The organism is Streptomyces sp. NPDC087906, from assembly GCF_055584925.1.
The window spans coordinates 133,584-155,967 of record NZ_JBVJLC010000014.1; the positions used below are offsets into that span (position 1 = coordinate 133,584).

The 22,384-nt window shown below is 71.3% G+C and carries 15 protein-coding genes; 8 read left to right on the forward strand and 7 right to left on the reverse strand.

From position 1 onward, the window contains the following. Positions 1–23: 23 nt before the first annotated feature. From ACZ63I_RS30940 to rpsA, 5 genes are all read right to left on the reverse strand, one after another. Positions 24–392, reverse strand: coding sequence for a hypothetical protein (locus tag ACZ63I_RS30940; RefSeq protein ID WP_469342565.1), 369 nt, complete (start codon positions 390–392; stop codon positions 24–26). Between the two features lie 101 nt (positions 393–493). Next, positions 494–1,087, reverse strand: coding sequence for a dephospho-CoA kinase (coaE, locus tag ACZ63I_RS30945; RefSeq protein WP_469342567.1), 594 nt, complete (start codon positions 1,085–1,087; stop codon positions 494–496). A 62-nt stretch (positions 1,088–1,149) separates the two neighbouring features. Then, positions 1,150–2,091, reverse strand: coding sequence for a PAC2 family protein (locus ACZ63I_RS30950; RefSeq protein WP_078863692.1), 942 nt, complete (start codon positions 2,089–2,091; stop codon positions 1,150–1,152). Between the two features lie 81 nt (positions 2,092–2,172). Beyond that, the gene (locus tag ACZ63I_RS30955) at positions 2,173–3,699 is read right to left on the reverse strand and encodes a flavin monoamine oxidase family protein (RefSeq protein WP_469342637.1); all 1,527 of its coding nucleotides are present in this window, start codon (positions 3,697–3,699) and stop codon (positions 2,173–2,175) included. A 339-nt stretch (positions 3,700–4,038) separates the two neighbouring features. Further along, positions 4,039–5,556, reverse strand: a complete 1,518-nt coding sequence (gene rpsA / locus ACZ63I_RS30960; RefSeq protein ID WP_041990850.1) for a 30S ribosomal protein S1 — start codon at positions 5,554–5,556, stop codon at positions 4,039–4,041. A 327-nt stretch (positions 5,557–5,883) separates the two neighbouring features. Here rpsA and ACZ63I_RS30965 point away from each other — a divergent pair, with 327 nt between their 5' ends. Both ACZ63I_RS30965 and hrpB read left to right on the forward strand, forming a co-directional pair. After that, entirely contained in the window at positions 5,884–6,717 is an 834-nt protein-coding gene (locus ACZ63I_RS30965; protein WP_469342568.1) for a class I SAM-dependent methyltransferase, read from the forward strand. 2 nt (positions 6,718–6,719) lie between these two features. Continuing rightward, positions 6,720–9,239, forward strand: a complete 2,520-nt coding sequence (gene hrpB / locus ACZ63I_RS30970) for an ATP-dependent helicase HrpB (RefSeq protein ID WP_469342569.1) — start codon at positions 6,720–6,722, stop codon at positions 9,237–9,239. Between the two features lie 370 nt (positions 9,240–9,609). On the opposite strand, the gene ACZ63I_RS30975 is transcribed toward hrpB, so the two are convergent. Together ACZ63I_RS30975 and polA are read right to left on the reverse strand one after the other, a co-directional pair. Further along, positions 9,610–11,307: a lytic transglycosylase domain-containing protein gene (locus ACZ63I_RS30975; RefSeq protein ID WP_469342570.1), complete on the reverse strand. Its 1,698-nt coding sequence runs from the start codon at positions 11,305–11,307 to the stop codon at positions 9,610–9,612. 160 nt (positions 11,308–11,467) lie between these two features. Further along, positions 11,468–14,179 (reverse strand): DNA polymerase I, encoded by a 2,712-nt coding sequence (gene polA, locus ACZ63I_RS30980; RefSeq protein ID WP_469342571.1) that lies wholly within the window; start codon positions 14,177–14,179, stop codon positions 11,468–11,470. A 117-nt stretch (positions 14,180–14,296) separates the two neighbouring features. On the opposite strand from polA, the gene ACZ63I_RS30985 reads away from it, so the two are divergent. The 6 genes from ACZ63I_RS30985 (at position 14,297) to ACZ63I_RS31010 (ending at position 22,382) form a co-directional block, all read left to right on the forward strand. Further along, a complete protein-coding gene (locus ACZ63I_RS30985; protein WP_469342572.1) occupies positions 14,297–16,618 on the forward strand; it encodes an FdhF/YdeP family oxidoreductase in 2,322 nt (773 codons plus the stop codon). A gap of 67 nt (positions 16,619–16,685) precedes the next feature. Further along, a complete protein-coding gene (locus tag ACZ63I_RS30990; RefSeq protein WP_469342574.1) occupies positions 16,686–17,150 on the forward strand; it encodes a PaaI family thioesterase in 465 nt (154 codons plus the stop codon). Between the two features lie 204 nt (positions 17,151–17,354). Then, positions 17,355–17,960: a hypothetical protein gene (locus ACZ63I_RS30995; protein WP_469342575.1), complete on the forward strand. Its 606-nt coding sequence runs from the start codon at positions 17,355–17,357 to the stop codon at positions 17,958–17,960. Positions 17,961–18,248: 288 nt separating this feature from the next. Further along, positions 18,249–19,484: a branched-chain amino acid ABC transporter substrate-binding protein gene (locus tag ACZ63I_RS31000; RefSeq protein ID WP_469342576.1), complete on the forward strand. Its 1,236-nt coding sequence runs from the start codon at positions 18,249–18,251 to the stop codon at positions 19,482–19,484. A gap of 193 nt (positions 19,485–19,677) precedes the next feature. Next, positions 19,678–20,607, forward strand: a complete 930-nt coding sequence (locus ACZ63I_RS31005; RefSeq protein ID WP_469342577.1) for a branched-chain amino acid ABC transporter permease — start codon at positions 19,678–19,680, stop codon at positions 20,605–20,607. Positions 20,608–20,612: 5 nt separating this feature from the next. Continuing rightward, a complete protein-coding gene (locus ACZ63I_RS31010; RefSeq protein WP_469342579.1) occupies positions 20,613–22,382 on the forward strand; it encodes a branched-chain amino acid ABC transporter permease in 1,770 nt (589 codons plus the stop codon). The last annotated feature ends 2 nt before the right edge of the window (positions 22,383–22,384 follow it).

A 22,384-nucleotide genomic window follows, 5' to 3' on the forward strand; every position in this document is an offset into this window, starting at 1 on the left:
ATCCGGGGCTCCGGCGAGGAACATCAGAAGGAAGTGGCGGCCAGGACGGCCGCGAGGACGACCACGGCGGCGCCCGCCACCACGAATCCCACGTCCAGTCCGGTACGCCGGTGGGCGGGCAGCGCCACGTCGCGCGGGTCGGCCGGGTCGTACGACAGCTCGACGACGGAGCCGATGTCGAGCGGGGCCGGTGAGACGATCTCCATCACCCGTCCGTCCACCGTCTCGAACTGGAGCAGTGCCCGCTCGGCGCCGGTCGGGGGCCGCTTGACCAGGCCCGTCACGGAGTGCCCCGTGGCGAGGATCTGCCGGGTCCTGCGCAGTCCGTGGACCCCGGCGAGCAGCACGAGCAGACCGCTGACAGCGGTGGCGCCCGCGAAGACGATCTGCACGGGCCGATGGTAGTACCGGTACGCCGCGGACGGCCCCTAGTGGCGCCCGCGTTGACGGGCGCCTGACGCCCGGCCGGCGCCCGGCTCGCGTATGCCCGGTCTCAGGCCCGCTCGGCGAGTTGTCGCCAGATCGCGCGTACCTGCGGTTCGAGCTTCTCCAGCGGGCCGTCGTTGTCGATGACGAGATCGGCCACTGCCAGCCGCTCCTCGCGGGTGGCCTGCGCCGCCATCCGCTGCCGTGCGTCCTCCGGTGCCATGCCCCGCAGCCGTACGAGCCGGTCGAGCTGGGTCTCGGGCGAGGCGTCCACGACCAGCACCAGGTCGAACCCCTCGGTCAGCCCGTTCTCGACGAGGAGCGGCACGTCGTGGACGACGACGGCGTCGTCGGCCGCCTCCTCGGCGATCTCGGCGGAGCGGTCACGCACCAGCGGATGCACGATGGCGTTCAGCGCCCGCAGCCTGTCGGGGTCGCCGAAGACGATCCCGCCGAGCTTGGGCCGGTCCAACGCGCCGTCGGCCGTGAGCACCCCGTCGCCGAACTCGGCCACCACGGCGGCGAGCCCCGGCGTACCGGGCTCGACCACCTCGCGCGCGATCAGGTCGGAGTCGATGAGCACCGCCCCGTACCCGGCCAGCAGCCGGGACACCGCACTCTTGCCCGCGCCGATCCCACCGGTCAGTCCGATCTTCAGCATGGGGCCAGCGTAAAGGCCGCCGCTGTCGGGGCGGACAGCGGCGGCCTTCGTTCGCGGACGGCTCAGCCGCCGTCGCCCTCGCGCTCGGCGAGGAACTTCTCGAACTCCAGGCCGATCTCGTCGGCCGAAGGCAGTTCCGTCGGCTCGGCGACCAGATTGCCGCGGGACTCGGCGCCCGCCACCGCGTCGTACTGGTGCTCAAGGCCCTGGACCATCGTGACCAGTTCCTCGTCGCCCTCGCCGAGCTGCCGCTCGATCTCGGTCTGGGTGCGCTGCGCCTCCGTACGGAGTGAGTGCGCGACCGCGGGCAGGACAAGCCCGGTGGCGGCCGTGATCGCCTCGAGCGCGGTCAGCGCCGCGTCCGGGTACGAGGACCTGGCGACGTAGTGCGGTACGTGCGCGGCGACACCGAGCACGTCATGGTCCGACTCCATCAGCCGCAGCTCCACCAGGGACTCGGCGCTGCCGGGGATCTGCGCCTCGTCGAAGGGGCTGCGATGGCCCGGCATGAGGTCCGTGCGGTTGCCGTGCGGAGTGATGCCGACCGGGCGGGTGTGCGGGACGCCCATCGGAATCCCGTGGAAGTTCACCGAGAGGCGTACTCCCAGCCGCTCCACCACCTGCTCGACCGCCGCCGCGAACCTCTCCCACTCCACGTCCGGCTCGGGGCCCGACAGCAGCAGGAACGGCGCGCCCGTGGCGTCCTGGACGACCCGCACCTCAAGGGTGGGCGTCTCGTACTCGGTGAAGCGGTCGCGCCGGAAGGTGAGCAGGGGGCGGCGCGCGCGGTAGTCGACCAGTCTGTCGTGGTCGAACCGGGCGACCACCTGGTGCGGCAGCGCTTCCAGCAGGTTGTCGACGATCTGGTCGCCGGTCTCCCCCGCGTCGATATATCCGTCGAAGTGGTAGAGCATGACAAGGCCCGCCGACTCCTGCGCGAGCGCCATGTCGACGACGGCGAGCCCCTTGGGCTCCCATTCGTACAAACTCTGCGGATCAAGCACGATTACCGCTCCTCCTCGTGTTCCTTGGAAGAACGCGCCGCGGGACGCGGGCATTCCCTGCCCGCGTCCCTGGTGGAGCCGTCACGCCAGGACCCGCTCGTGCAGCGTGGTCACGACCTTGCGGGCCGAGCTGAAGGCGCCATGCTGCCAGGCGTCGGCGTAGGACAGGTAGTCGCCGGCGAAGTACACCCGTCCGGCGGCCTTGTTGAGCGGCGCGTAGGCGGCGGCGTCGGGGCCGCCGGACATGCTGTGCCAGGCGCCTTCCAGATGCGGGGTCTGCCGCCAGTGGTGGGAGAAGGAGGTGGCCAGTTCGGTGCGGTACTGCTCGCCGTGGATCTTCACGCCCTGGGCGACGGCGCGCGCCTCCCGCTCGGCGGGGCTCAGCAGCGCGTAGTTGTCGGCGTTCGTCCCGGTGTTGTAGTACCCGATGATCAGACCGCGCTTGCCGTGGAACCCGTACGAGGGGTACCAGATGTGGCTGAGGTCCATGTCGGTCTCGGTGATGCCGCCGTAGATCCGGTGGTCGGTCTCCCACCAGCGGTTGCGGTACTCCAGGCCGATCTTGCCGGAGGAGACGGGCTTGACCGCCTCCAGCGCGGTCTGCACAGCGCTGCCGAGGTTGTGCGCGGTCTTGGCGAGGATGTGCGGCGGCAGGGCCGCGATGCAGTAGTCGGCGTCGATGGCGCGGGTGCGGCCGTCCTGCTTGTAGGTGACGGTGACGCCGTGCGCCTTGTCGGTGATCTGCTGGACGACGGCCCCGGTGTGGATCTTCCGGCTGCCGACGGCCTTGGTGAGCGCGGCGGGTATCCGGTCCATGCCGCCGACCGGCTGGAACATCAGCATGGCCTGGTCGTAGCCGAATTCGAAGGAGAAGTAGCGGCCGACGCCGCTGGCGAAGACCTCGGACGCCGTGGGCACGGAGCCCAGTTCGGTGCCGGGGGTGCCGGCGGCTCCCGGGTCGACGGTGAAGCCGCGGTGCTCGCTGCCGGTGTACTTCAGCTCCTTGCCGATGTCCCCGAAGCTCTCCAGGAAGCTCAGCAGTTTCGCCTTGTCGTCGGCGGTGAGGTCGGCGTCGAGCGCGCCGAGGTTGGTGGCCTTGGCGAGCAGTTCGGAGACGTATCCGTACGTGTCGGCCTTGGCGGTGCGGTAGCGGACCGCCTCCGTCATGCCGGCCTTCTCGTTGTAGATGTACGCGCTGGCGTTGCTGTTGGTGAACACCTCGACGGGTACGCCCAGTTCGCGGCAGTAGTCCATGGTGATCATCCACTGCGGGATGCGGGCGGGGCCCGCGTTCATGTACTGGCCTTCGCTGAACCGCGCGGTCTGCCGGTTCCCGTACAGGTCCTGGGTCGAATCGCCGCCGCGTACGGTGAAGTTGCGGCCGCCGGTGCGCTCCCGCGCCTCCAGGACCGTACAGTCGTAGCCGGCTTTGCCCAGTTCGTAGGCGGAGGTGAGGCCCGCTATGCCGCCTCCGACGATGACGACCTTGGCGCCTCTGCCCTTGCCCTTGAGGTGGAAGTCGCTCTCGGTGGGGGCCCGGAACGCCGCTTCGCGGCTCGCGGCCTCCGCGGTGGGCGCCAGGCCCAGGGCTCCCATGGTGGCGAGCATGGCGCCCGCTCCTCCGGTGGCGCCCACCTGGCGCAGGAAGCTGCGGCGGCTCGATCCGGTGGCGGTGTTCGGCGCATGGCTCATGTCCCGGTACCCCTTTCGATCTTCAGGTGTCGCCGGGATCCTGACAAGCGGTTGTTACGGCGCTGCGGATGCTGGTGTATCCCGCACGTTGCCCTCTGCTCACCTCGTCGGCGCCGGACGAGCGCACGTACGGATCGGCCGCCGCCGCGCAGGTCGCGGGACATGCGTAAGGCCCGCCCCCCAGGGGGGAGCGGGCCTTACGTCGTACCGAACCTGGGAGCTACCTACGAGCTACCCGCCGGGAGGGGCAGAGCGTCAGCTCTGACCACCCGCCAGCTTCTCGCGCAGGGCGGCCAGCGCCTCGTCCGACGCCAGGGCGCCGGAGTTGTCGTCGGACTCCGAGGAGTACGAGCCACCGGACGCCGCCGGGGCGCTGCCGCCACCGGTGCCACCGGCGGCCGGAGCCGCTGCACCTTCGGCTGCGGCGGCCTCGTCGGCCTCGCGGGACTTGATGACCTGGGCCTGGTGCTGCTCGAAGCGCTGCTGCGCCTCGGCGTACTGGGCCTCCCACGCCTCCCGCTGGGCGTCGAACTCGGGGAGCCAGTCGTTGGTCTCCGGGTCGAAGCCCTCGGGGTAGATGTAGTTGCCCTGGTCGTCGTAGGACGCGGCCATGCCGTACAGGGTCGGGTCGAACTCGACCGAGGCCGGGTCGCTGCCGAAGGACTCGTTGGCCTGCTTCAGCGAGAGGCTGATGCGGCGGCGCTCCAGGTCGATGTCGATGACCTTGACGAAGATCTCGTCGTTGACCTGGACGACCTGCTCCGGGATCTCCACGTGGCGCTCGGCCAGCTCGGAGATGTGGACCAGGCCCTCGATGCCCTCGTCGACGCGGACGAACGCACCGAACGGAACGAGCTTGGTGACCTTGCCGGGGACGACCTGACCGATCTGGTGCGTCCGGGCGAACTGCTGCCACGGGTCTTCCTGCGTCGCCTTGAGCGACAGGGAGACACGCTCGCGGTCCATGTCCACGTCGAGAACCTCGACGGTGACTTCCTGGCCGACCTCGACAACCTCGGAGGGGTGGTCGATGTGCTTCCAGGACAGCTCGGAGACGTGCACGAGACCGTCGACACCGCCGAGGTCCACGAACGCGCCGAAGTTGACGATCGAGGAGACGACGCCGGAGCGGACCTGGCCCTTCTGCAGGGTCGTGAGGAAGGTCTGGCGGACCTCGCTCTGCGTCTGCTCCAGCCAGGCACGGCGGGACAGGACCACGTTGTTGCGGTTCTTGTCCAGCTCGATGATCTTGGCTTCGAGCTCCTTGCCCACGTAGGGCTGGAGGTCGCGGACACGGCGCATCTCGACGAGGGAAGCCGGCAGGAAGCCACGGAGGCCGATGTCGAGGATGAGACCACCCTTGACCACCTCGATGACGGTACCGGTGACGATGCCGTCCTCTTCCTTGATCTTCTCGATCGTGCCCCAGGCGCGCTCGTACTGAGCGCGCTTCTTGGACAGGATGAGACGGCCTTCCTTGTCCTCCTTCTGGAGAACCAGGGCCTCGATCTCATCGCCCACGGCGACGACCTCGTTGGGGTCGACGTCGTGCTTGATCGAAAGCTCGCGGGAGGGGATGACGCCTTCGGTCTTGTAACCGATGTCGAGCAGGACCTCGTCCCGGTCGACCTTCACGATGACGCCGTCGACGATGTCGCCGTCGTTGAAGTACTTGATCGTCTCGTCGATCGCGGCGAGGAAAGCTTCCTCGTTACCGATGTCGTTGACCGCAACCTGCGGGGTGGTGGCGGTGGTCTCGGTGCTGCTCGTCATGTGGGTTAGGGCTCCGGTACGGACATTGAGTCGTAGGTACTGCTACGCCGGGAGCCCGTATCGCTTCTGCAGAAGCCGGACAGCATGGGAAGCGCCGCCCCAATACACCAGGGAAGGCGCCTCGACAGCCGAGGGGACATACGACAGACGCGAGCGCGGCTGCTACGTCTGAGGCGCGCAAGCCCGCAGCGCAACCTTTAGCATACGGGGGCAGCCGAGCACGGTCAATGCGCGAAGGCACCCACCCGGGGCGGAACGCCCCATATCCGGCACAAGGTCGGCACCCCGGGCCCGGACCCGCGAACCGGATGCCAGCACACTACGACGATGGACACGATCATCCAAGAGATCCCCGAAGAAGAGTCCGAGGCGACCAGGCGCGCGAGCGGCGAGCGCGAGAGCTCCCGGGCGAACCGCGGCTGGTGGGACCGCAACGCGGACGAGTACCAGAACGAGCACGGCACTTTCCTGGGCGACGACCGGTTCGTCTGGGGCCCCGAAGGACTCGACGAGATCGAGGCCGGACTGCTCGGCCCGGTGGAGTCGCTGCGCGGCCGGGACGTCCTGGAGATCGGCGCCGGCGCGGCGCAGTGCTCGCGCTGGCTCGCGGCGCAGGGCGCGCGTCCCGTCGCCCTCGACCTCTCGCACCGCCAGCTCCAGCACGCGCTGCGGATCGCCGGCGGTGACGAGGTGTCGTTCCCGCTGGTGCAGGCCGACGCGGGGGCGCTGCCCTTCGCCGACGGCTCGTTCGACCTCGCCTGCTCCGCCTACGGCGCGGTGCCGTTCGTGGCCGACCCGGTGAAGGTCTTCCGCGAGGTGCGCCGCGTGCTGCGGCCCGGCGGGCGCTGGGTGTTCTCGGTGACGCACCCGGTCCGCTGGGCGTTCCCCGACGAGCCGGGGCCCGAGGGGCTGACGGCGACCGTCCCCTACTTCGACCGCACCCCGTACGTGGAGCAGGACGAGGAAGGCAACGCGCTGTACGTGGAGCACCACCGCACGGTCGGCGACCGGGTGCGGGACGTCGTGGCGGGCGGCTTCCGGCTGGTCGACCTGGTGGAGCCGGAATGGCCGGAGTGGAACACCCAGGAGTGGGGCGGCTGGTCGCCGCTGCGCGGACGGCTGCTGCCGGGCACCGCGATCTTCGTCTGCGTACGGGACTGAGGGTGATCCGCGGCGAGGCGCTGGCCGCGCTGCCGGTACGCAAGGCGCTGCCCGCGCTGGCGCGGGCCCTGGCGGGTCCCGGCTGCGCCGTGCTGTGCGCACCGCCGGGCACGGGCAAGACGACGCTGGTGCCGCTGGTGCTCGCGGGGCTGCTGACCGGGGAGCTGCGCGCGGGTGAAGGGCCGGTACGGCGCGTCGTCGTCGCCGAGCCCCGGCGGATCGCGGCGCGGGCCGCCGCCCGGCGGATGGCCTGGCTGCTCGGCGAACAGGCGGGCGACCGGGTCGGTTTCACCGTGCGCGGCGAGCGGGTGGTGGGGCCGCGGACGGTGGTCGAGGTCGTCACGACGGGGGTGCTGCTGCAGCGGCTCCAGCGCGACCAGGAGCTGGCCGGGGTCGATGTGGTGATCATCGACGAGTGCCACGAGCGGCATCTGGACGCGGACACCGTCGCCGCCTTCCTGCTGGACGTACGCGCCGTGCTGCGGCCCGAGCTGCGGCTGGTGGCGGCGTCGGCGACGACCGACGCCGCGGGCTGGGCCCGGCTGCTGGGGGACGCGCCGGTGGTCGAGGCGCGGGGCGTGTCGTACCCGGTCGAGGTGGTGTGGGCGCCGCCGGCCGCGCCCGTACGGCCGCCGCACGGGATGCGGGTGGACCCGGCGCTGCTGACGCATGTGGCGTCGGTGGTGCGCAGGGCACTGGCCGAACGGACCGGTGACGTGCTCTGTTTCCTGCCGGGGGTCGGTGAGATCGGCCGGGTGGCGGGCCAGTTGGCCGGGCTCGACGCCGAGGTGCTCCAGGTGCACGGGCGGGCGCCGGCGGCCGTGCAGGACGCGGTGCTCGCCGGGTCGTCGGACCGGCGCAGGGTCGTGCTGGCCACGGCGGTCGCCGAGTCGAGCCTGACGGTGCCCGGGGTACGGGTCGTCGTGGACGCGGGCCTGGCGCGCGAGCCGCGTACGGACCACGCGCGCGGGCTGAGCGCGCTGGCGACGGTACGGGTCTCGCAGGCGGGCGCCCGGCAGCGGGCGGGCCGGGCGGGGCGTGAGGCGCCGGGCAGTGTCTACCGGTGCTGGACGGAGGCGGAGGACAGCCGGCTCGTCCGCTTCCCGTCCCCCGAGATCAAGGTCGCCGATCTGGCGGCCTTCGCGTTGCAGGCGGCGTGCTGGGGCGATCCGGACGCCTCGGGTCTTGCCCTGCTCGACGCGCCGCCCGCGGGGGCGCTGGCGGCTGCCCGCTCCGTACTGGCCACGACCGGCGCGGTGGACGCGGCGGGCCGGGCGACGGAGCGCGGCGTACGGATGGCCGGGCTCGGGGTGCACCCCCGGCTGGCGCGCGCCCTGGTCGACGGGGCGCGCGAGGTCGGCGGCCGGCGGGCCGCCGAGGTGGTGGCGCTGCTCAGCGAGGAGCCGCCGCGCGGGTACGGGGACGATCTGGCGGCGGCCTGGCGGCAGGCACGGGCGGGCGGCGACGCGTACGGCGCGCGCTGGCGCCAGGAGGCGCGGCGGCTGGCCTCGGCGGCGGGCAGGGCCGGCCCGGCGGGCGGTGGTCCGGTGACGGACGACGCTGCGGCGGGTCTTGTGGTGGCGCTGGCGTTCCCCGAACGGGTGGCGCGGGCGCGGGCGGAGGGCACCTATCTGATGGTGTCCGGCACCGGCGGTGAGGTCGGCGAGGGGTCGCGGCTGCGGGGCGCGCCGTGGCTGGCGGTCGCGGTGGCCGACCGTCCGGCGACGGCCGCCGCCGCGCGGATCCGGCTGGCCGCCGTCATCGACGAGGCCACGGCGCTCGCGGCGGCGGGCGCGCTGCGTACGGCGGGCGAGGAGGTGCGCTGGGAGGACGGCGACGTGGTCGCCCGGCGGGTGGAGCGGCTGGGCGCCGTCGAACTGTCCGTACGCCCGCTGAAGAAGCCCGCCCCTGAACTGGTGCGCGGCGCGCTGCTGGACGGGCTGCGGCGGGACGGGCTCGGTCTGCTGCGCTGGACCCGGGACTCCCGTGGCCTGCGGGAGCGGCTGGGCTTCCTGCACCGCGCGCTCGGCGGCAACTGGCCGGACATGTCGGACGAGGCGCTGCTGGAGCGGGCGGCCGAGTGGCTGGAGCCCGAACTGTCCCGGGCGCGGCGCCGCGCGGATCTGGGCGGGATCGAAGCGGGGCAGGCGCTGCGGCGGCTGCTCCCGTGGTCGACGGGCGAGGCGTCCCGGCTCGACGAGCTGGCCCCTGAGCGCATCGAGGTGCCGAGCGGCTCGCGGGTGCGGGTGGAGTACGGCGGCGAGCAGCCCGTACTGGCGGTGAAACTCCAGGAGTTGTTCGGCTGGCGGGACACCCCGCTGCTCGCGGGGGTGCCGGTGCTGGTCCACCTGCTCTCCCCGGCGGGCCGCCCGGCGGCGGTGACGGCGGACCTGGCGTCGTTCTGGCAGGAGGGCTACCGGGCGGTACGGGCGGAACTGCGGGGCCGCTACCCACGCCACCCCTGGCCGGAGGACCCGTCAACGGCGGAACCGACCCGCCGCCTCAACAACCGCCGGCAGTAAGGGCTGCGGGCGACGACGACCGGGCTGCGGAGCCGCGCGGCCGCCCCGTCCGTGGCCGAGCCGGCCCGCTGCCTCGGCCGCCGCCGGGCGTGGCCGTGCCGGCAGCACCGCCTCCGGCGGATTAGGTGCCGGCCGCGGGCGGTTCGCGTGTCGCGCACGTCGGGGCCGTCGCGGCGGCGCCGCCCGGCCGTCACGGCTACAAGCCGAACGGGCGGCGCACCTGTCAACCGCCGCACCGCCCCCCGGCCGGTTCAGCTCTGGTCCGGGGCGGTGCCCCGCGCGGCCGGTGCCGTCGGCATCGCCGCCGGGGCCGAGCGCGGCGCCGCCCCCGGGCGAAGTTGTTTCGGCCGGGGGCGGTGCGCGGGTGGTGCTACTTGGGTGCTTCGACCGTGAGGTGGACGGTCAGGACCGCGCCGCCCGCCGCTTCGATGCGGAGGTCGAAGGTGCCGGTGGCGGCGTCCGCGTAGATCTTGGGGAGCTGGAGCTTGCCGTCGGCGTCGGTCTTGAGGCCTTCCAGGGTGCGGACCGGCTTGCCGGCCTCGTCCTTGAAGGACGGCCCCGAGTCGGCGGTCACCATCGAGACCTTGACGTCCGTGCCGGCGACGGCCGCGCCCTTGCGGGTGGCCTGGACCGTGACGGGGTTGGCGAACTCCGCGCCGGGCGCGGCGGTCAGGGCCGCTTCGTCGGTCCTGACGACGGTGTCGGCCTGGCGGGCGGTGACCGTCGCCGCGTACTCGACGGCGGCGACTCCGCCGGTCTTCACGCTGGCCTTGACGGTGAAGCTGCCGGCCTTCTCGCCCGCGCGCACGGCCGGCGCGGTGGCCGTGCCGTCCGTGCCGGTGGTGACGACGATCTTGGCCGGGCTGCCGTCGAAGTGCGCGTCGGTGTCGCCGACGATCTCGAACTGCACCGCCGTGCCCGCGACGGGCTTGCCCGCTTCGGTTTCCGCCTTGACCGTGGCCCGGCCGGCGAAGAGGTCTCCGGCGACGGCCGACAGGCCGTCACCCGCTGTCTTTTCGAGGTGGCCGACCACCGGCTGCGCCGGGGGCGTGGTCGGGCCTTCGCCGGGCGGGGTGGTGGGTCCTTCGCCGGGCGGCGTGGTCGGCGGGGTGCTCGGGGAGCCCGAACCGCCGGGGTGCGTGGGCTTGCTGCCGCCCTTGTCCGGCTTGGCCGGGGAGTGCGATCCGCCGGGGTTGGGGCTGCTGCTGGGCGGCGCGCTGGGCGTGGGCGAAGGCTCGGGGTTGAGCGGTCCGCTGCCGGAGGGCAGCACGCCGCTGCCGTCCGGGACCTCGTGGATGCCGTTGCGGTAGAACTCCAGCCACGACAGGACCGTGTTCAGGTACTCCTGCGAGTGGTTGTAGCTGAGGACCGCCGCGTCGCGCTCGCTGTCGATGGACAGGTCGCGGTCGCCCGCACAGAGGTAGAGGCCCGCGGAGAGCGCCGCGTCGTACACGTTGTTGGGGTCCTTGGTGCCGTCGCCGTTGGCGTCGCGGCCCCAGGTGGCCCAGGTGGAGGGGATGAACTGCATCGGGCCTACGGCGCGGTCATGGACGCTGTCGCCGTCGTACTGTCCGCCGTCGGTGTCCGGGATGTTGGCGAAGCCCGCGCCGTTGAGCACCGGGCCGAGGATCGGCGCGTTGGTGGTGCCCTGCGCGTCGACCTGGCCGCCGCGTGCCTGCCCCGACTCGACCTTGCCTATGGCGGCGAGGAGCTGCCAGGGGAGCCGGCACTGCGGCTTGCTCTCCTTGAGGGTCGCCTCCGCCTGCCGGTACGCGGCGAGGACCGAAGCGGGGATGCCCGCTTCCGCCGGTCCTTCGACGTCCGGCTTGCCTATCGAACTGCCCGGCTTGTTGGGCGTGTTCAGCGGGGGCAGCTCCGTGTAGTACTGGGAGCCGCCGGTGACCGAGTCCGCGGCGGGTGGAGTCACATCGGCCGTCGCCCCGCCGTCGGGTCTGGGGGCGGGGGTCGCGCCGGGGGCTTGTGATGCGGCCAGAGCCGCGATCGCGGCCGCGGCCACGGCCGTGCTGGTCGCCCCTCTGCGCAGTCGGCGGCCGAATAGCGCTGCCATACGTCTGGCCCTCCCGTTAAGCGGACGTTCGCGCTCCCCAGCGCGTGGACTCAGGCGACCCTACGTCAACTCCCCGCCCCAGCACATCGGTCCGTGACCGGTTTTCACCAGTTCGCCACCTGCGGTTGGGCCGCAGGTGGCCGGGGCCCGGAGTCCGCCGTCAGTGCGCCGCCGACTCCCAGTCGGCGCCGACGCCCACCGAGACGTCCAGCGGCGCGCGCAGTTCGACGGCGGCCAGCATCTCGCGGCGCAGCAGCTCCTCCACGGCGGCCCGCTCGCCGGGGGCGATCTCCAGCACGATTTCGTCGTGGACCTGGAGGAGCATCCGGGAGGTGAGCCCGGACTGCCGCAGCGCGCTGTCGACATGGAGCATCGCGACCTTGACGATGTCGGCGGCGGTGCCCTGGATGGGGGCGTTGAGCGCCATCCGCTCGGCGGCCTCGCGGCGCTGCCGGTTGTCGCTGTTGAGGTCGGGCAGGTAGCGGCGGCGGCCGAGCATCGTCTCCGTGTAGCCGGTGGCCCTGGCCTCGACGACGGCGCGCTGGAGGTAGTCGCGCACCCCGCCGAACCGTTCGAAGAAGGTCTCCATCAGCCCGCGTGCCTCGGCGGCCTCGATGTTGAGCTGCTGGGAGAGGCCGAAGGCGGACAGGCCGTAGGCGAGGCCGTACGACATCGCCTTGATCTTGCGGCGCATCTCGGGGTCGACGGCGGCCCGCTCGACGCCGAACACCTGGGAGGCGACGGTGGTGTGCAGGTCCTCGCCCGAGGTGAACGCCTCGATCAGCCCGGCGTCCTCGGAGAGATGCGCCATCACGCGCAGCTCGATCTGGCTGTAGTCGGCCGTCATCAGCGATTCGTAGCCCTCGCCCACGACGAAGCCGCGCCGGATGGCCCGGCCCTCGTCGGTGCGCACCGGCACGTTCTGCAGATTGGGGTCGGTGGACGAGAGGCGTCCGGTGGCGGCCACGGTCTGGCTGAAGGTGGTGTGGATCCGGCCGTCGGCGCCGATCGACTTGATCAGCCCCTCGACGGTGACGCGCAGCTTCGCCTGCTCGCGGTGGCGCAGCATGATGACGGGCAGCTCGTGCTCGGTCTGCGCGGCGAGCCAGGCCAGCGCGTCGGCGTCCGTCGTGTAACCGGTCTTGGTCTTCTTCGTCTTGGGCAGGCCCAGCTCGGCGAAGAGGACTTCCTGGAGCTGCTTGGGCGAGCCGAGGTTGAACTCGCGGCCTACCGCGGCGTGCGCCTCCTTGACCGCCTGCTGCACGGCGCCCGCGAACTGCTGCTCCATGGCTTCGAGATGCGCGCGGTCGGCGGCGATGCCGTGCCGCTCCAGGCGGGCCAGCATGATGGAGGTGGGCAGCTCGATGTCGTCGAGCAACCGGGCGGCGCCGACCTCGGCGAGCCGCCCGGTGAAGGCGTCGCCCAGGTCGAGGACGGCGCGGGCCTGGGTCATGAGGGACTGCGCCTCGGCCTGTTCGTCCGTGCCGAAGGCGAGCTGTCCGTCGGCGGCGGCTGCGGGGGCGAGTTCCCGGCCGAGGTATTCGACGGCGAGGGCGTCCAGCGCGAAGGAGCGGCGGCCGGGCTTGACGAGGTAGGCGGCGAGGGCGGTGTCCATCGTGACGCCGCCGATCAGCCAGCCGTGCTCGGGGGCGACCCGCATGACGGCCTTCGCGTTGTGCATGACCTTGGGGCGCTCCGCGTCGGCGAGCCAGCCGGCGAACGCCTGCTCGTCGGCCTCGTCCAACTGCGTGGTGTCGAACCAGGCGGCGGCCCCGCCCGCGGCGGCGAGCGCGATCTCGCTGATGCTGCCGGTACCGAGCGCCCAGGTGTCGACGGTGGCGAGACCGAGAGGCTGTGCGCCGTGCTCGGCGAGCCAGGGGGCGAGTTCGCCGGTGGCGAGGACGGCCCCGTCCAGCTCGACACCGGCCTCGGGCGGCGGGGGGGTGTCCTCGACGGCGCCGGGGTCGACCGCGAGCAGCCGCTCACGCAGGCTGGGGTTGCGGATCTCCAGGACCTCCAGCACCCCGGCGACCGCCGTGCGGTCGTAGGGGGCGCGCGCCAGCTCCAGGGCGGTCTTGGGCAGCGGCACGTCGCGCACCATCTCGGTGAGCCGGCGGTTGAGCTTGACCGACTCCAGATGGTCGCGGAAGTTCTGCCCGGCCTTGCCCTTGACCTCGTCGGCGCGGGCGATCAGCTCGTCGAAGGAGCCGAACTGGTTGATCCACTTGGCGGCCGTCTTCTCACCGACGCCGGGGATGCCCGGGAGGTTGTCGGACGGGTCGCCGCGCAGGGCGGCGAAGTCCGGATACTGCGCGGGCGTCAGCCCGTACTTCTCCTGGACCTTCTCCGGGGTGAAGCGGGTCAGCTCGGAGACGCCCTTGGTGGGGTAGAGCACCGTGGTGTGCTCGCTCACGAGCTGGAAGGAGTCCCGGTCGCCGGAGACGATCAGCACGTCGAACCCGGCGGCCTCGGCCTGGGTGACGAGGGTGGCGATGATGTCGTCGGCCTCGAAGCCGTCGACGGCGAACCGGACGGCGCCCATGGCGTCGAGCAGCTCCCCGATCAGCTCGACCTGTCCTTTAAACTCGTCGGGAGTCGTGGAGCGGTTGGCCTTGTACTCGGGGAACTCCTCGGAGCGCCAGGTCTTGCGGGACACGTCGAAGGCCACGGCGAAATGCGTGGGCGCCTCGTCGCGCAGCGTGTTCGCCAGCATGGACGCGAAGCCGTAGATGGCGTTGGTCGGCTGGCCGGTCGCGGTGGTGAAGTTCTCCGCGGGCAGCGCGAAGAACGCCCGGTACGCCAGGGAGTGCCCGTCCATGAGGAGCAGGCGAGGACGGATGTCTGCGGTCTTCTTCGATGCTGTCTCAGCCACGCACCCGATCCTGCCACGCCCCACTGACAATCCCGACCGGCCTGTCCCGCCGACGGGTCCCGGGACCGCCGTGACAGGATTGGATACCGTACGCGGTCGACCAACGAGGAGAGCGTGATGGCCACCAAACCGCCCGCGGACGATCCCGTCCAGGACGACCCGCAGGTCTCGCCGCCCCCGCACGCGGCGGCCGGCCTCCCCGCCGTCGCGCACAGCCTGCGGATGGCCCAGCGGCAGATGGGGGTCCGGCGCGCGGCGCGCACGCTCCTCAAGGTCAACCAGAAGGACGGCTTCGACTGCCCCGGCTGCGCCTGGCCCGAGGGCGACCACCGGCACATCGCGGAGTTCTGCGAGAACGGCGCGAAGGCCGTCGCCGAGGAGGCGACGCTGCGCCGGGTCACCCCCGACTTCTTCGCCGCCCATCCGCTGGCCGACCTGTTCACCCGCAGCGGTTACTGGCTCGGGCAGCAGGGCCGTATCACCGAGCCCGTCCTGCTGGAGCGCGGCGCCGCCCCGGACGGCGACGACCGCTACGCACCGGTGAGCTGGGAGCGCGCCTTCGCGATCATCGCCGAGGAGCTGGCCGCGCTCGAATCGCCCGACGAGGCGGTCTTCTACACCTCGGGCCGCACCAGCAACGAGGCGGCCTTCCTGCTCCAGCTCTTCGCCCGCGAGTTCGGCACGAACAACCTGCCGGACTGCTCCAACATGTGCCACGAGTCGTCCGGCTCCGCGCTCTCCGAGACGATCGGCGTCGGCAAGGGCAGCGTCTCCCTCGACGACATCCACCAGGCCGACCTGATCATCGTCGCCGGCCAGAACCCGGGCACCAACCACCCCCGGATGCTGTCGGCGCTGGAGAAGGCCAAGGCGGCGGGCGCCAAGATCATCTCGGTCAACCCGCTGCCCGAGGCGGGGCTCGAACGGTTCAAGAACCCGCAGACCCCGCAGGGCATGCTCAAGGGCGCCGCGCTCAACGACCTGTTCCTGCAGATCAGGATCGGCGGCGACCAGGCGCTCTTCCGGCTGCTCAACAAGCTGATCATCGGCACTCCCGGCGCCGTCGACACCGCCTTCGTCGCCGAACACACCCACGGGTACGCGGAGTTCGCCGCGGCCGCCGAAGAGGCCGACTGGGCCGACACCCTCACGGCGACCGGACTCGACCGCGCGGACATCGAACGTGCCCTCGCCATGGTCCTCGCCTCGAAGCGCACCATCGTCTGCTGGGCGATGGGTCTCACCCAGCACAAGCACGCCGTGCCGACCATCCGCGAAGTCGTCAACTTCCTGCTGCTGCGCGGCAACATCGGCCGCCCCGGCGCCGGTGTGTGCCCGGTGCGCGGCCACTCCAACGTGCAGGGCGACCGCACGATGGGCATCTTCGAGCGGCCGGCGCCGGCCTTCCTCGACGCCCTCGACCGGGAGTTCCACATCACCTCGCCCCGGCACCACGGCTACGACGTCGTCCGCTCCATCGAGGCGCTGCGCGACGGCAAGGCCAAGGTCTTCTTCGCGATGGGCGGCAACTTCGTCGCCGCGACGCCCGACACCGACGTCACCGAAGCGGCGATGCGCACCGCGCGGCTGACCGTGCACGTCTCCACCAAGCTCAACCGCTCGCACGCGGTCACCGGGCGGCGCGCCCTGATCCTGCCCACCCTCGGCCGCACCGACAAGGACGTCCAGGCGGCCGGCCGGCAGGTCGTCACCGTCGAGGACTCCATGGGCATGGTGCACGCCTCACGCGGCAACCTCCCGCCTGCGAGCCCGCACTTGCTCTCCGAACCCGCCATCGTCGCCAGGATGGCCCGCGCCGTGCTCGGCCCCGCCTCCACCACTCCCTGGGAGGACTTCGAGAAGGACTACGCGGCGATCCGCGACCGCATCGCCCGCGTCGTCCCCGGCTTCGAGGACTTCAACGCGCGCGTCGCGCACCCCGGCGGCTTCCAACTGCCGCACGCCCCGCGCGACGAACGCCGCTTCCCGACCGCGACCGGCAAGGCCAACTTCACCGCAGCGCCGGTGGAGCACCCCGAACTGCCGCAGGGGCGGCTGCTGTTGCAGACCATCCGCTCCCACGACCAGTACAACACCACGATCTACGGCCTCGACGACCGCTACCGCGGCATCAAGGGCGGCCGCCGCGTCGTCCTCGTCAACCCCGACGACGCGGCCGAACTCGGCCTCGCCGACGGCGCGTACACCGATCTCGTCAGCGAGTGGCGGGACGGCGTCGAGCGCCGCGCCGCCGGCTTCCGCGTCGTCCACTACCCCACCGCACGCGGCTGCGCCGCCGCGTACTACCCCGAGACGAACGTACTGGTCCCGCTCGGCTCGACCGCCGACACCAGCAACACACCCGTCAGCAAGTCCGTCGTCGTGCGCTTCGAGCAGTCCGGTGACGGCGAGCGGGCCGGTCGGCGGGACAGGCCCTAAGCGTCCGCTCAGCGATCTGGTTAAGTGAGACCCGCACACGCCTCACCGACGATCGGAGCCGAGCCCCATGGGTGACCAGTCCGCCATCAAACTGCCCCAGGACATCATCGACGAGTACGCGGCGCTCGGCACCGACCTGCCCGCGCTGTTCTCCGCCGGGCACCTCGGCGAGCGCATGGGCGTCGAGATCGTCGAAGCCACCGCCGAGCGCGTCGTCGGCACGATGCCCGTGGAGGGCAACACCCAGCCGTACGGGCTGCTGCACGGCGGCGCGTCCGCCGTGCTCGCCGAAACCCTCGGCTCCGTCGGGGCGATGCTGCACGGGCGCAGCGGCAAGGTCGCCGTCGGCGTCGACCTCAACTGCACGCACCACCGCGGCGTACGCGGCGGCACCGTCACCGGCGTCGCCACCCCCGTACACCTCGGCCGCACGACCGCGACCTACGAGATCGTCATCACCGACGAACACGACAAGCGGGTGTGCACCGCGCGCCTCACCTGCCTGCTGCGCGACGCGGGCCCGCGGAGCTGACGCGGGGCCGGGGCCCGACCCGAACGACAGGCCGGGCCGCCCCCGCCGCGCCGGGGCGGCAATAACCGTCCCGGCGCGACCGGTTGTGTCACCGAAGGTGACGACCTAGCTTTCCCTCATGGGGACCACGCCGCACGCCTCGGACCGACCCGCCACCGGCGCCCAGCGCCCGGTTCGCCGCCCGCACCGGCCGGGGCCTGCCCGATGAACGCGATCGGCCCCGTCGAATCGGCGTCCGACGCGCAACTCCCGCTCCCCGTCCGGCCGCAGGCCGGTGACATCCTCGACGCCGAACCGCCGCTGCCGCCCGCGACCCGGTGGCGCCGGGTCCTGCTGGTCACCGGCTGCGCGCTCGTCGTCGTACTCGCCGTCGCCAACACGCTGACCCGGCAGCCCCGGTCAGCCGTCACACCAGCGCCGCTGCCCGGGGACGCCACCCGGATCAGCTACGCGGGACCCGTCGGCGCGCCCGACCCGGGCAGCCGCACGTTCCGGCTGCGCGTCACCGTCAGCGCGGCGGCCGGACCGCCGCTCACCGTCGAGGAGATGCAGCAGCCCTTCACCGCGCTGACGACCACCACGCTGCCCGAAACGCCGTTCACGCTGACCGAACACCACAGCCGCCGGATCACCTTGCGGATCAAGGTCGACGACTGCGCGGGCACACCGGCCGGATTCGAACTGCCTTTCCTGGATGTAACACTCCGTAACAAGCGTGCAATACAGAAACAGACCTTCGTGCTCAGCCGCACCTACGCCGCCGACGTCTCGGCCGCCATCCGGGCCATCTGCCGGCCGTCAGTACCATGATCGCGTCAAGCCCCTTAGCGGAACTGCGGGTTCTCAGCATGTGAACACAAACGGGCTGTTCGGAAACTCCCGGTCTGCCCCCATGGCGCCCGCCTCCTTGCCGTCGGGGCATAACAAGACAGTCACATCCTGACCTTCATCGGTTCCCCACTCCCCCGCCTCGCTTAGAGTCACGCCCAGTCACCGCGCCGCCGGGCGCGTCCACAGCACGGCCCAGCACCGCCAGTACGGCCCGGCGAGACACACGGCACCTCAGCAGAGGCCGCCGCGCCAGGGAGAGGATTCATCGTGCGACAGCGTTCGTTGCTCATACTCACCACCGTGCTCACCACCGGAGCACTCACACTCACGGCCTGCGGATCGCGCGACGACGACAGCGACTCCGGCGGCGGCGACAGCGGCAAGTCCGTCACCGTGGTCATCGGCGTCGACGCGCCGCTCACAGGACAGAACTCCGCCACCGGCCTCGGCCTGCAGTACGGCGCCCAGATAGCCGCCGACGACGCCAACAAGAACAAGACCGTCCCGGGCGTCACCTTCAAGATCAAGGCCCTCGACGACAAGGCGCTCCCGGCCTCCGGCCAGCAGAACGCCAGCGCCCTGGTGGCCGAGAAGGAAGTCCTCGGCGTCGTCGGCCCGCTGAACTCCGGTGTGGCCACCTCGATGCAGAAGACCTTCGCGAACGCCAACCTCGTCGAGATCTCCCCCGCCAACACGGCGCCCGAGCTGACGCAGGGCAAGGACTGGCAGACCGGCACGAAGAAGCGCGACTACAAGACGTACTTCCGCACCGCCACGACCGACGCCCTGCAGGGTGGCTTCGCCGCCCAGTACGCGTTCAAGGAGCTCAAGAAGAAGAGCGTCTACGTCGTCGACGACCAGCAGACGTACGGCGCCGGCCTCGCGAAGCTCTTCAAGGAGGGCTTCGTCAAGGAAGGCGGCAAGGTCGCAGGACAGGACCACGTCAACACCGGTGACAAGGACTTCTCCACCCTCGTCACCAAGATCAAGAACTCCAAGGCCGACCTGGTCTACTACGGCGGCCAGTACGACGAGTCGCAGATCCTGACCAAGCAGCTCAAGGACGCCGGGGCCAAGATCCCGCTGTTCGGCGGCGACGGCATGTTCTCCGACACGTACATCAAGACGGCGGGCGCCGCCGCCGAGGGCGACCTCGCCACCTCCGTCGGTGTCCCGCTGGACACCCTGCCCGCCGCCAAGGCCTTCATCGCCGAGTACAAGGCGAAGAAGTACCCCGGTGACTACGGCACCTACGGCGGTTACTCCTACGACGCCGCGACCGCCATCATCAAGGCCGTCGGCAACGTCGTGAAGGACGGGAAGATCCCGGACGACGCGCGTGAGCAGGTCGTCGCCGAGGTCCAGAAGTCCAACTTCTCGGGCATCGCGGGACCCGTCTCGTTCGACCAGTACGGCGACACCACCAACAAGCAGCTCACCGTCTACCAGGTCACCAACAAGGCCTGGAAGGCCGTCAACAGCGGCACCTACGACGCCGGCTGAGCCGACAGCGCCGAGCCGGCAGTGAGCTGAATCCGCACACCGAGCCCGGCACCACACCTCATGTGATGGTGCCGGGCTCCGCCGGGAGCACCCCGCAGCGAACAGCCCACGCACCACCACGGACAGCGCCGCCACAGCGGGCCGTCCCCACCACCCCGCGCACACTCCCCACCACCCACATGGAGGCCATGCGGTGAACACCCTGCCGCAGCAGCTGGCCAACGGGCTGTTCCTCGGCTCGATGTACGGGCTGATCGCCATCGGCTACACGATGGTGTACGGCATCGTCCAGCTCATCAACTTCGCCCACGGCGAGATCTTCATGACCGGCGGCTTCGGAGCCCTCACGGTCTATCTCGTCCTGCCGGACGGCATATCCATGTGGATAGCCCTCCCCCTGATGCTGATAGGCGGCGCGCTCGTCGCCGTGCTCATCGCCATCGGAGCGGAACGATTCGCCTACCGACCACTACGCGGCGCGCCACGCCTCGCGCCACTCATCACCGCCATCGGGCTCTCGCTCGCGCTCCAGCAGATCGTCTTCAACCTGTACCCGGACGCGAAGAGCGCCAGGCCGTTCCCCCAGCTCAACTTCGGGCCCTACCACCTCGGTTCGGTGAACGTCCAGGGCGGCGACATCTTCCTGCTCGCCGCGGCGGTCGTCTCCATGGGCGCACTCGCCTACTTCATGCGCACCTCCCGCACCGGGCGTGCCATGCAGGCCACCGCGCAGGACCCGGACACCGCGCAGCTCATGGGCATCGACACCAACCGCATCATCGTCGTCGCCTTCGCCATCGGCGGCCTGTTCGCCGCCGTCGCCGGTGTCGCGTACGGCGTCAAGTACGGCAGCATCGACTACTCGATGGGCTTCCAGGCCGGACTCAAGGCCTTCACCGCAGCCGTGCTGGGCGGGATCGGCAACATCTACGGAGCCATGCTCGGCGGCCTCGTCCTCGGCCTCGCCGAAGCCATGGCCACCGCCTACATCTCCGACATCCCCGGCATGGAACAGTTCGGCGGCCAGAGCTGGGCCTCCGTGTGGGCCTTCATCCTCCTCATCCTCGTACTGCTGTTCAGGCCACAAGGGCTGCTCGGCGAACGTGTCGCGGACAGGGCGTGAGCACCATGACCACAGAGACCACCACCCCCGTCGTCCGCGGCGTCGTCCCGCTGCCCACAGCCGCGGCCCGCGTCGTCACCGCCGTCGGCGCGATCGGCACCATCGCCAGCGCCTTCATGTCCTGGACCTACACCTCGGAGTTCCCCGGCGACCTCACGGTCTACGGCTATCCCGCGGGCCTGCAGATCCTCGCCATCGCCGCCGCTGTCCTCACCCTCGTCTTCACCCTCACCCAGTGGGACGTCCGCGGGCTGCGCTGGGCCAACCCCACCGGCTCGGCCAACCCGGTGTTCCTCGCCGCGGTCGCCACCTTCGCCGTCACCTGGTTCAGCGCGATCGCCATCGCCGTCGACCTCGGCGGACTGGCCAACCTCGACCCGGGCGCGTACGTCGCGGCCGTCGCCGGACTCCTCGCCCTGCTCGGCGCGCTCGCGCTGCTCCCGGGCGACAGCGCCTTCCGCGACCACCTCCGCAAGCCCGACACCCTGCCCCAGGCGGCCCTGCCCGCCCCCTGGGTACAGCGCGTCATCATCACCGCCGCCACCGCCATCGGGCTGATCGTCTTCAGCTACGGCATCAGCATCGACAACGACGACAGCGAGACCTTCATCGGCTTCGTCCTCCTCGTGCTGTTCGGCGCCTGGGCGATCTTCGCCTCGGGGCTCCTCGACCGGTTCTCCGAACTCAACGGCCGGTACAAGGGATTCGCCACCTCCATGGCGTTCCTCGCCGCGGCGATCTTCCCGTTCACCCAGAGCGACGACCACAACGCCAACCTCGGCGTCAACATCCTCATCTTCGGCACCGTCGCCCTCGGTCTGAACATCGTCGTCGGCCTCACCGGACTCCTCGACCTCGGATACGTCGCCTTCCTCGGCGTCGGCGCCTACGCGGCGGCCCTGGTCTCGGGATCCGAGTTCTCCCGCTTCTCCGGAGTGCAGTTCCCGTTCTGGGCGGCGGCCCTCACCGGTCTGGCGGCCTCACTGATCTTCGGCGTGCTCATCGGCGCACCAACCCTGCGGCTGCGCGGCGACTACCTCGCCATCGTCACCCTCGGGTTCGGGGAGATCTTCCGTATCGCCGTCAACAACCTCAACGGCTCCTCAGGCCCCAACCTCACCAACGGGCCCAACGGCATCCCCGCCATCCCCGACCTGAACCTCTTCGGATTCGACTTCGGCATCGACCACGAACTCGGGTCGTTCACCATCGGGCGCTTCGCCAACTACTTCTTCCTGATGCTGCTGATCACCGCGCTCGTGGTGATCGTCTTCAACCGGGCGGCGGACTCCCGTATCGGCCGGTCCTGGATCGCCATCCGCGAGGACGAGACAGCCGCGACCGCCATGGGCATCAACGGCTTCCGCGTCAAGCTCATCGCCTTCGCCCTGGGCGCCTCACTCGCCGGCCTCGCCGGTACGGTCAGCGCGCACGTCACCTACAGCGTCGTGCCCAACCCGTACCAGTTCGCCGGCTCGGCGCCGCCCAACTCGGCCTTCCTGCTGGCCGCCGTCGTCCTCGGCGGCATGGGCACGGTCAACGGCCCGATCCTCGGCGCCACCCTGCTCTACCTGATCCCCGAGAAGCTCGGCTTCCTGCAGAACTACGAGCTGCTCGCCTTCGGTATCGCACTCGTCCTGCTCATGCGCTTCCGCCCCGAAGGCATCATCGCCAACCGGCGGCGCCAGCTCGAATTCCACGACACCGGACAACTCGACACACCTGACGGCACCCTCCCCACCAGTACCGTCGGCGCGACCAAGGCGGGGGCGTGACC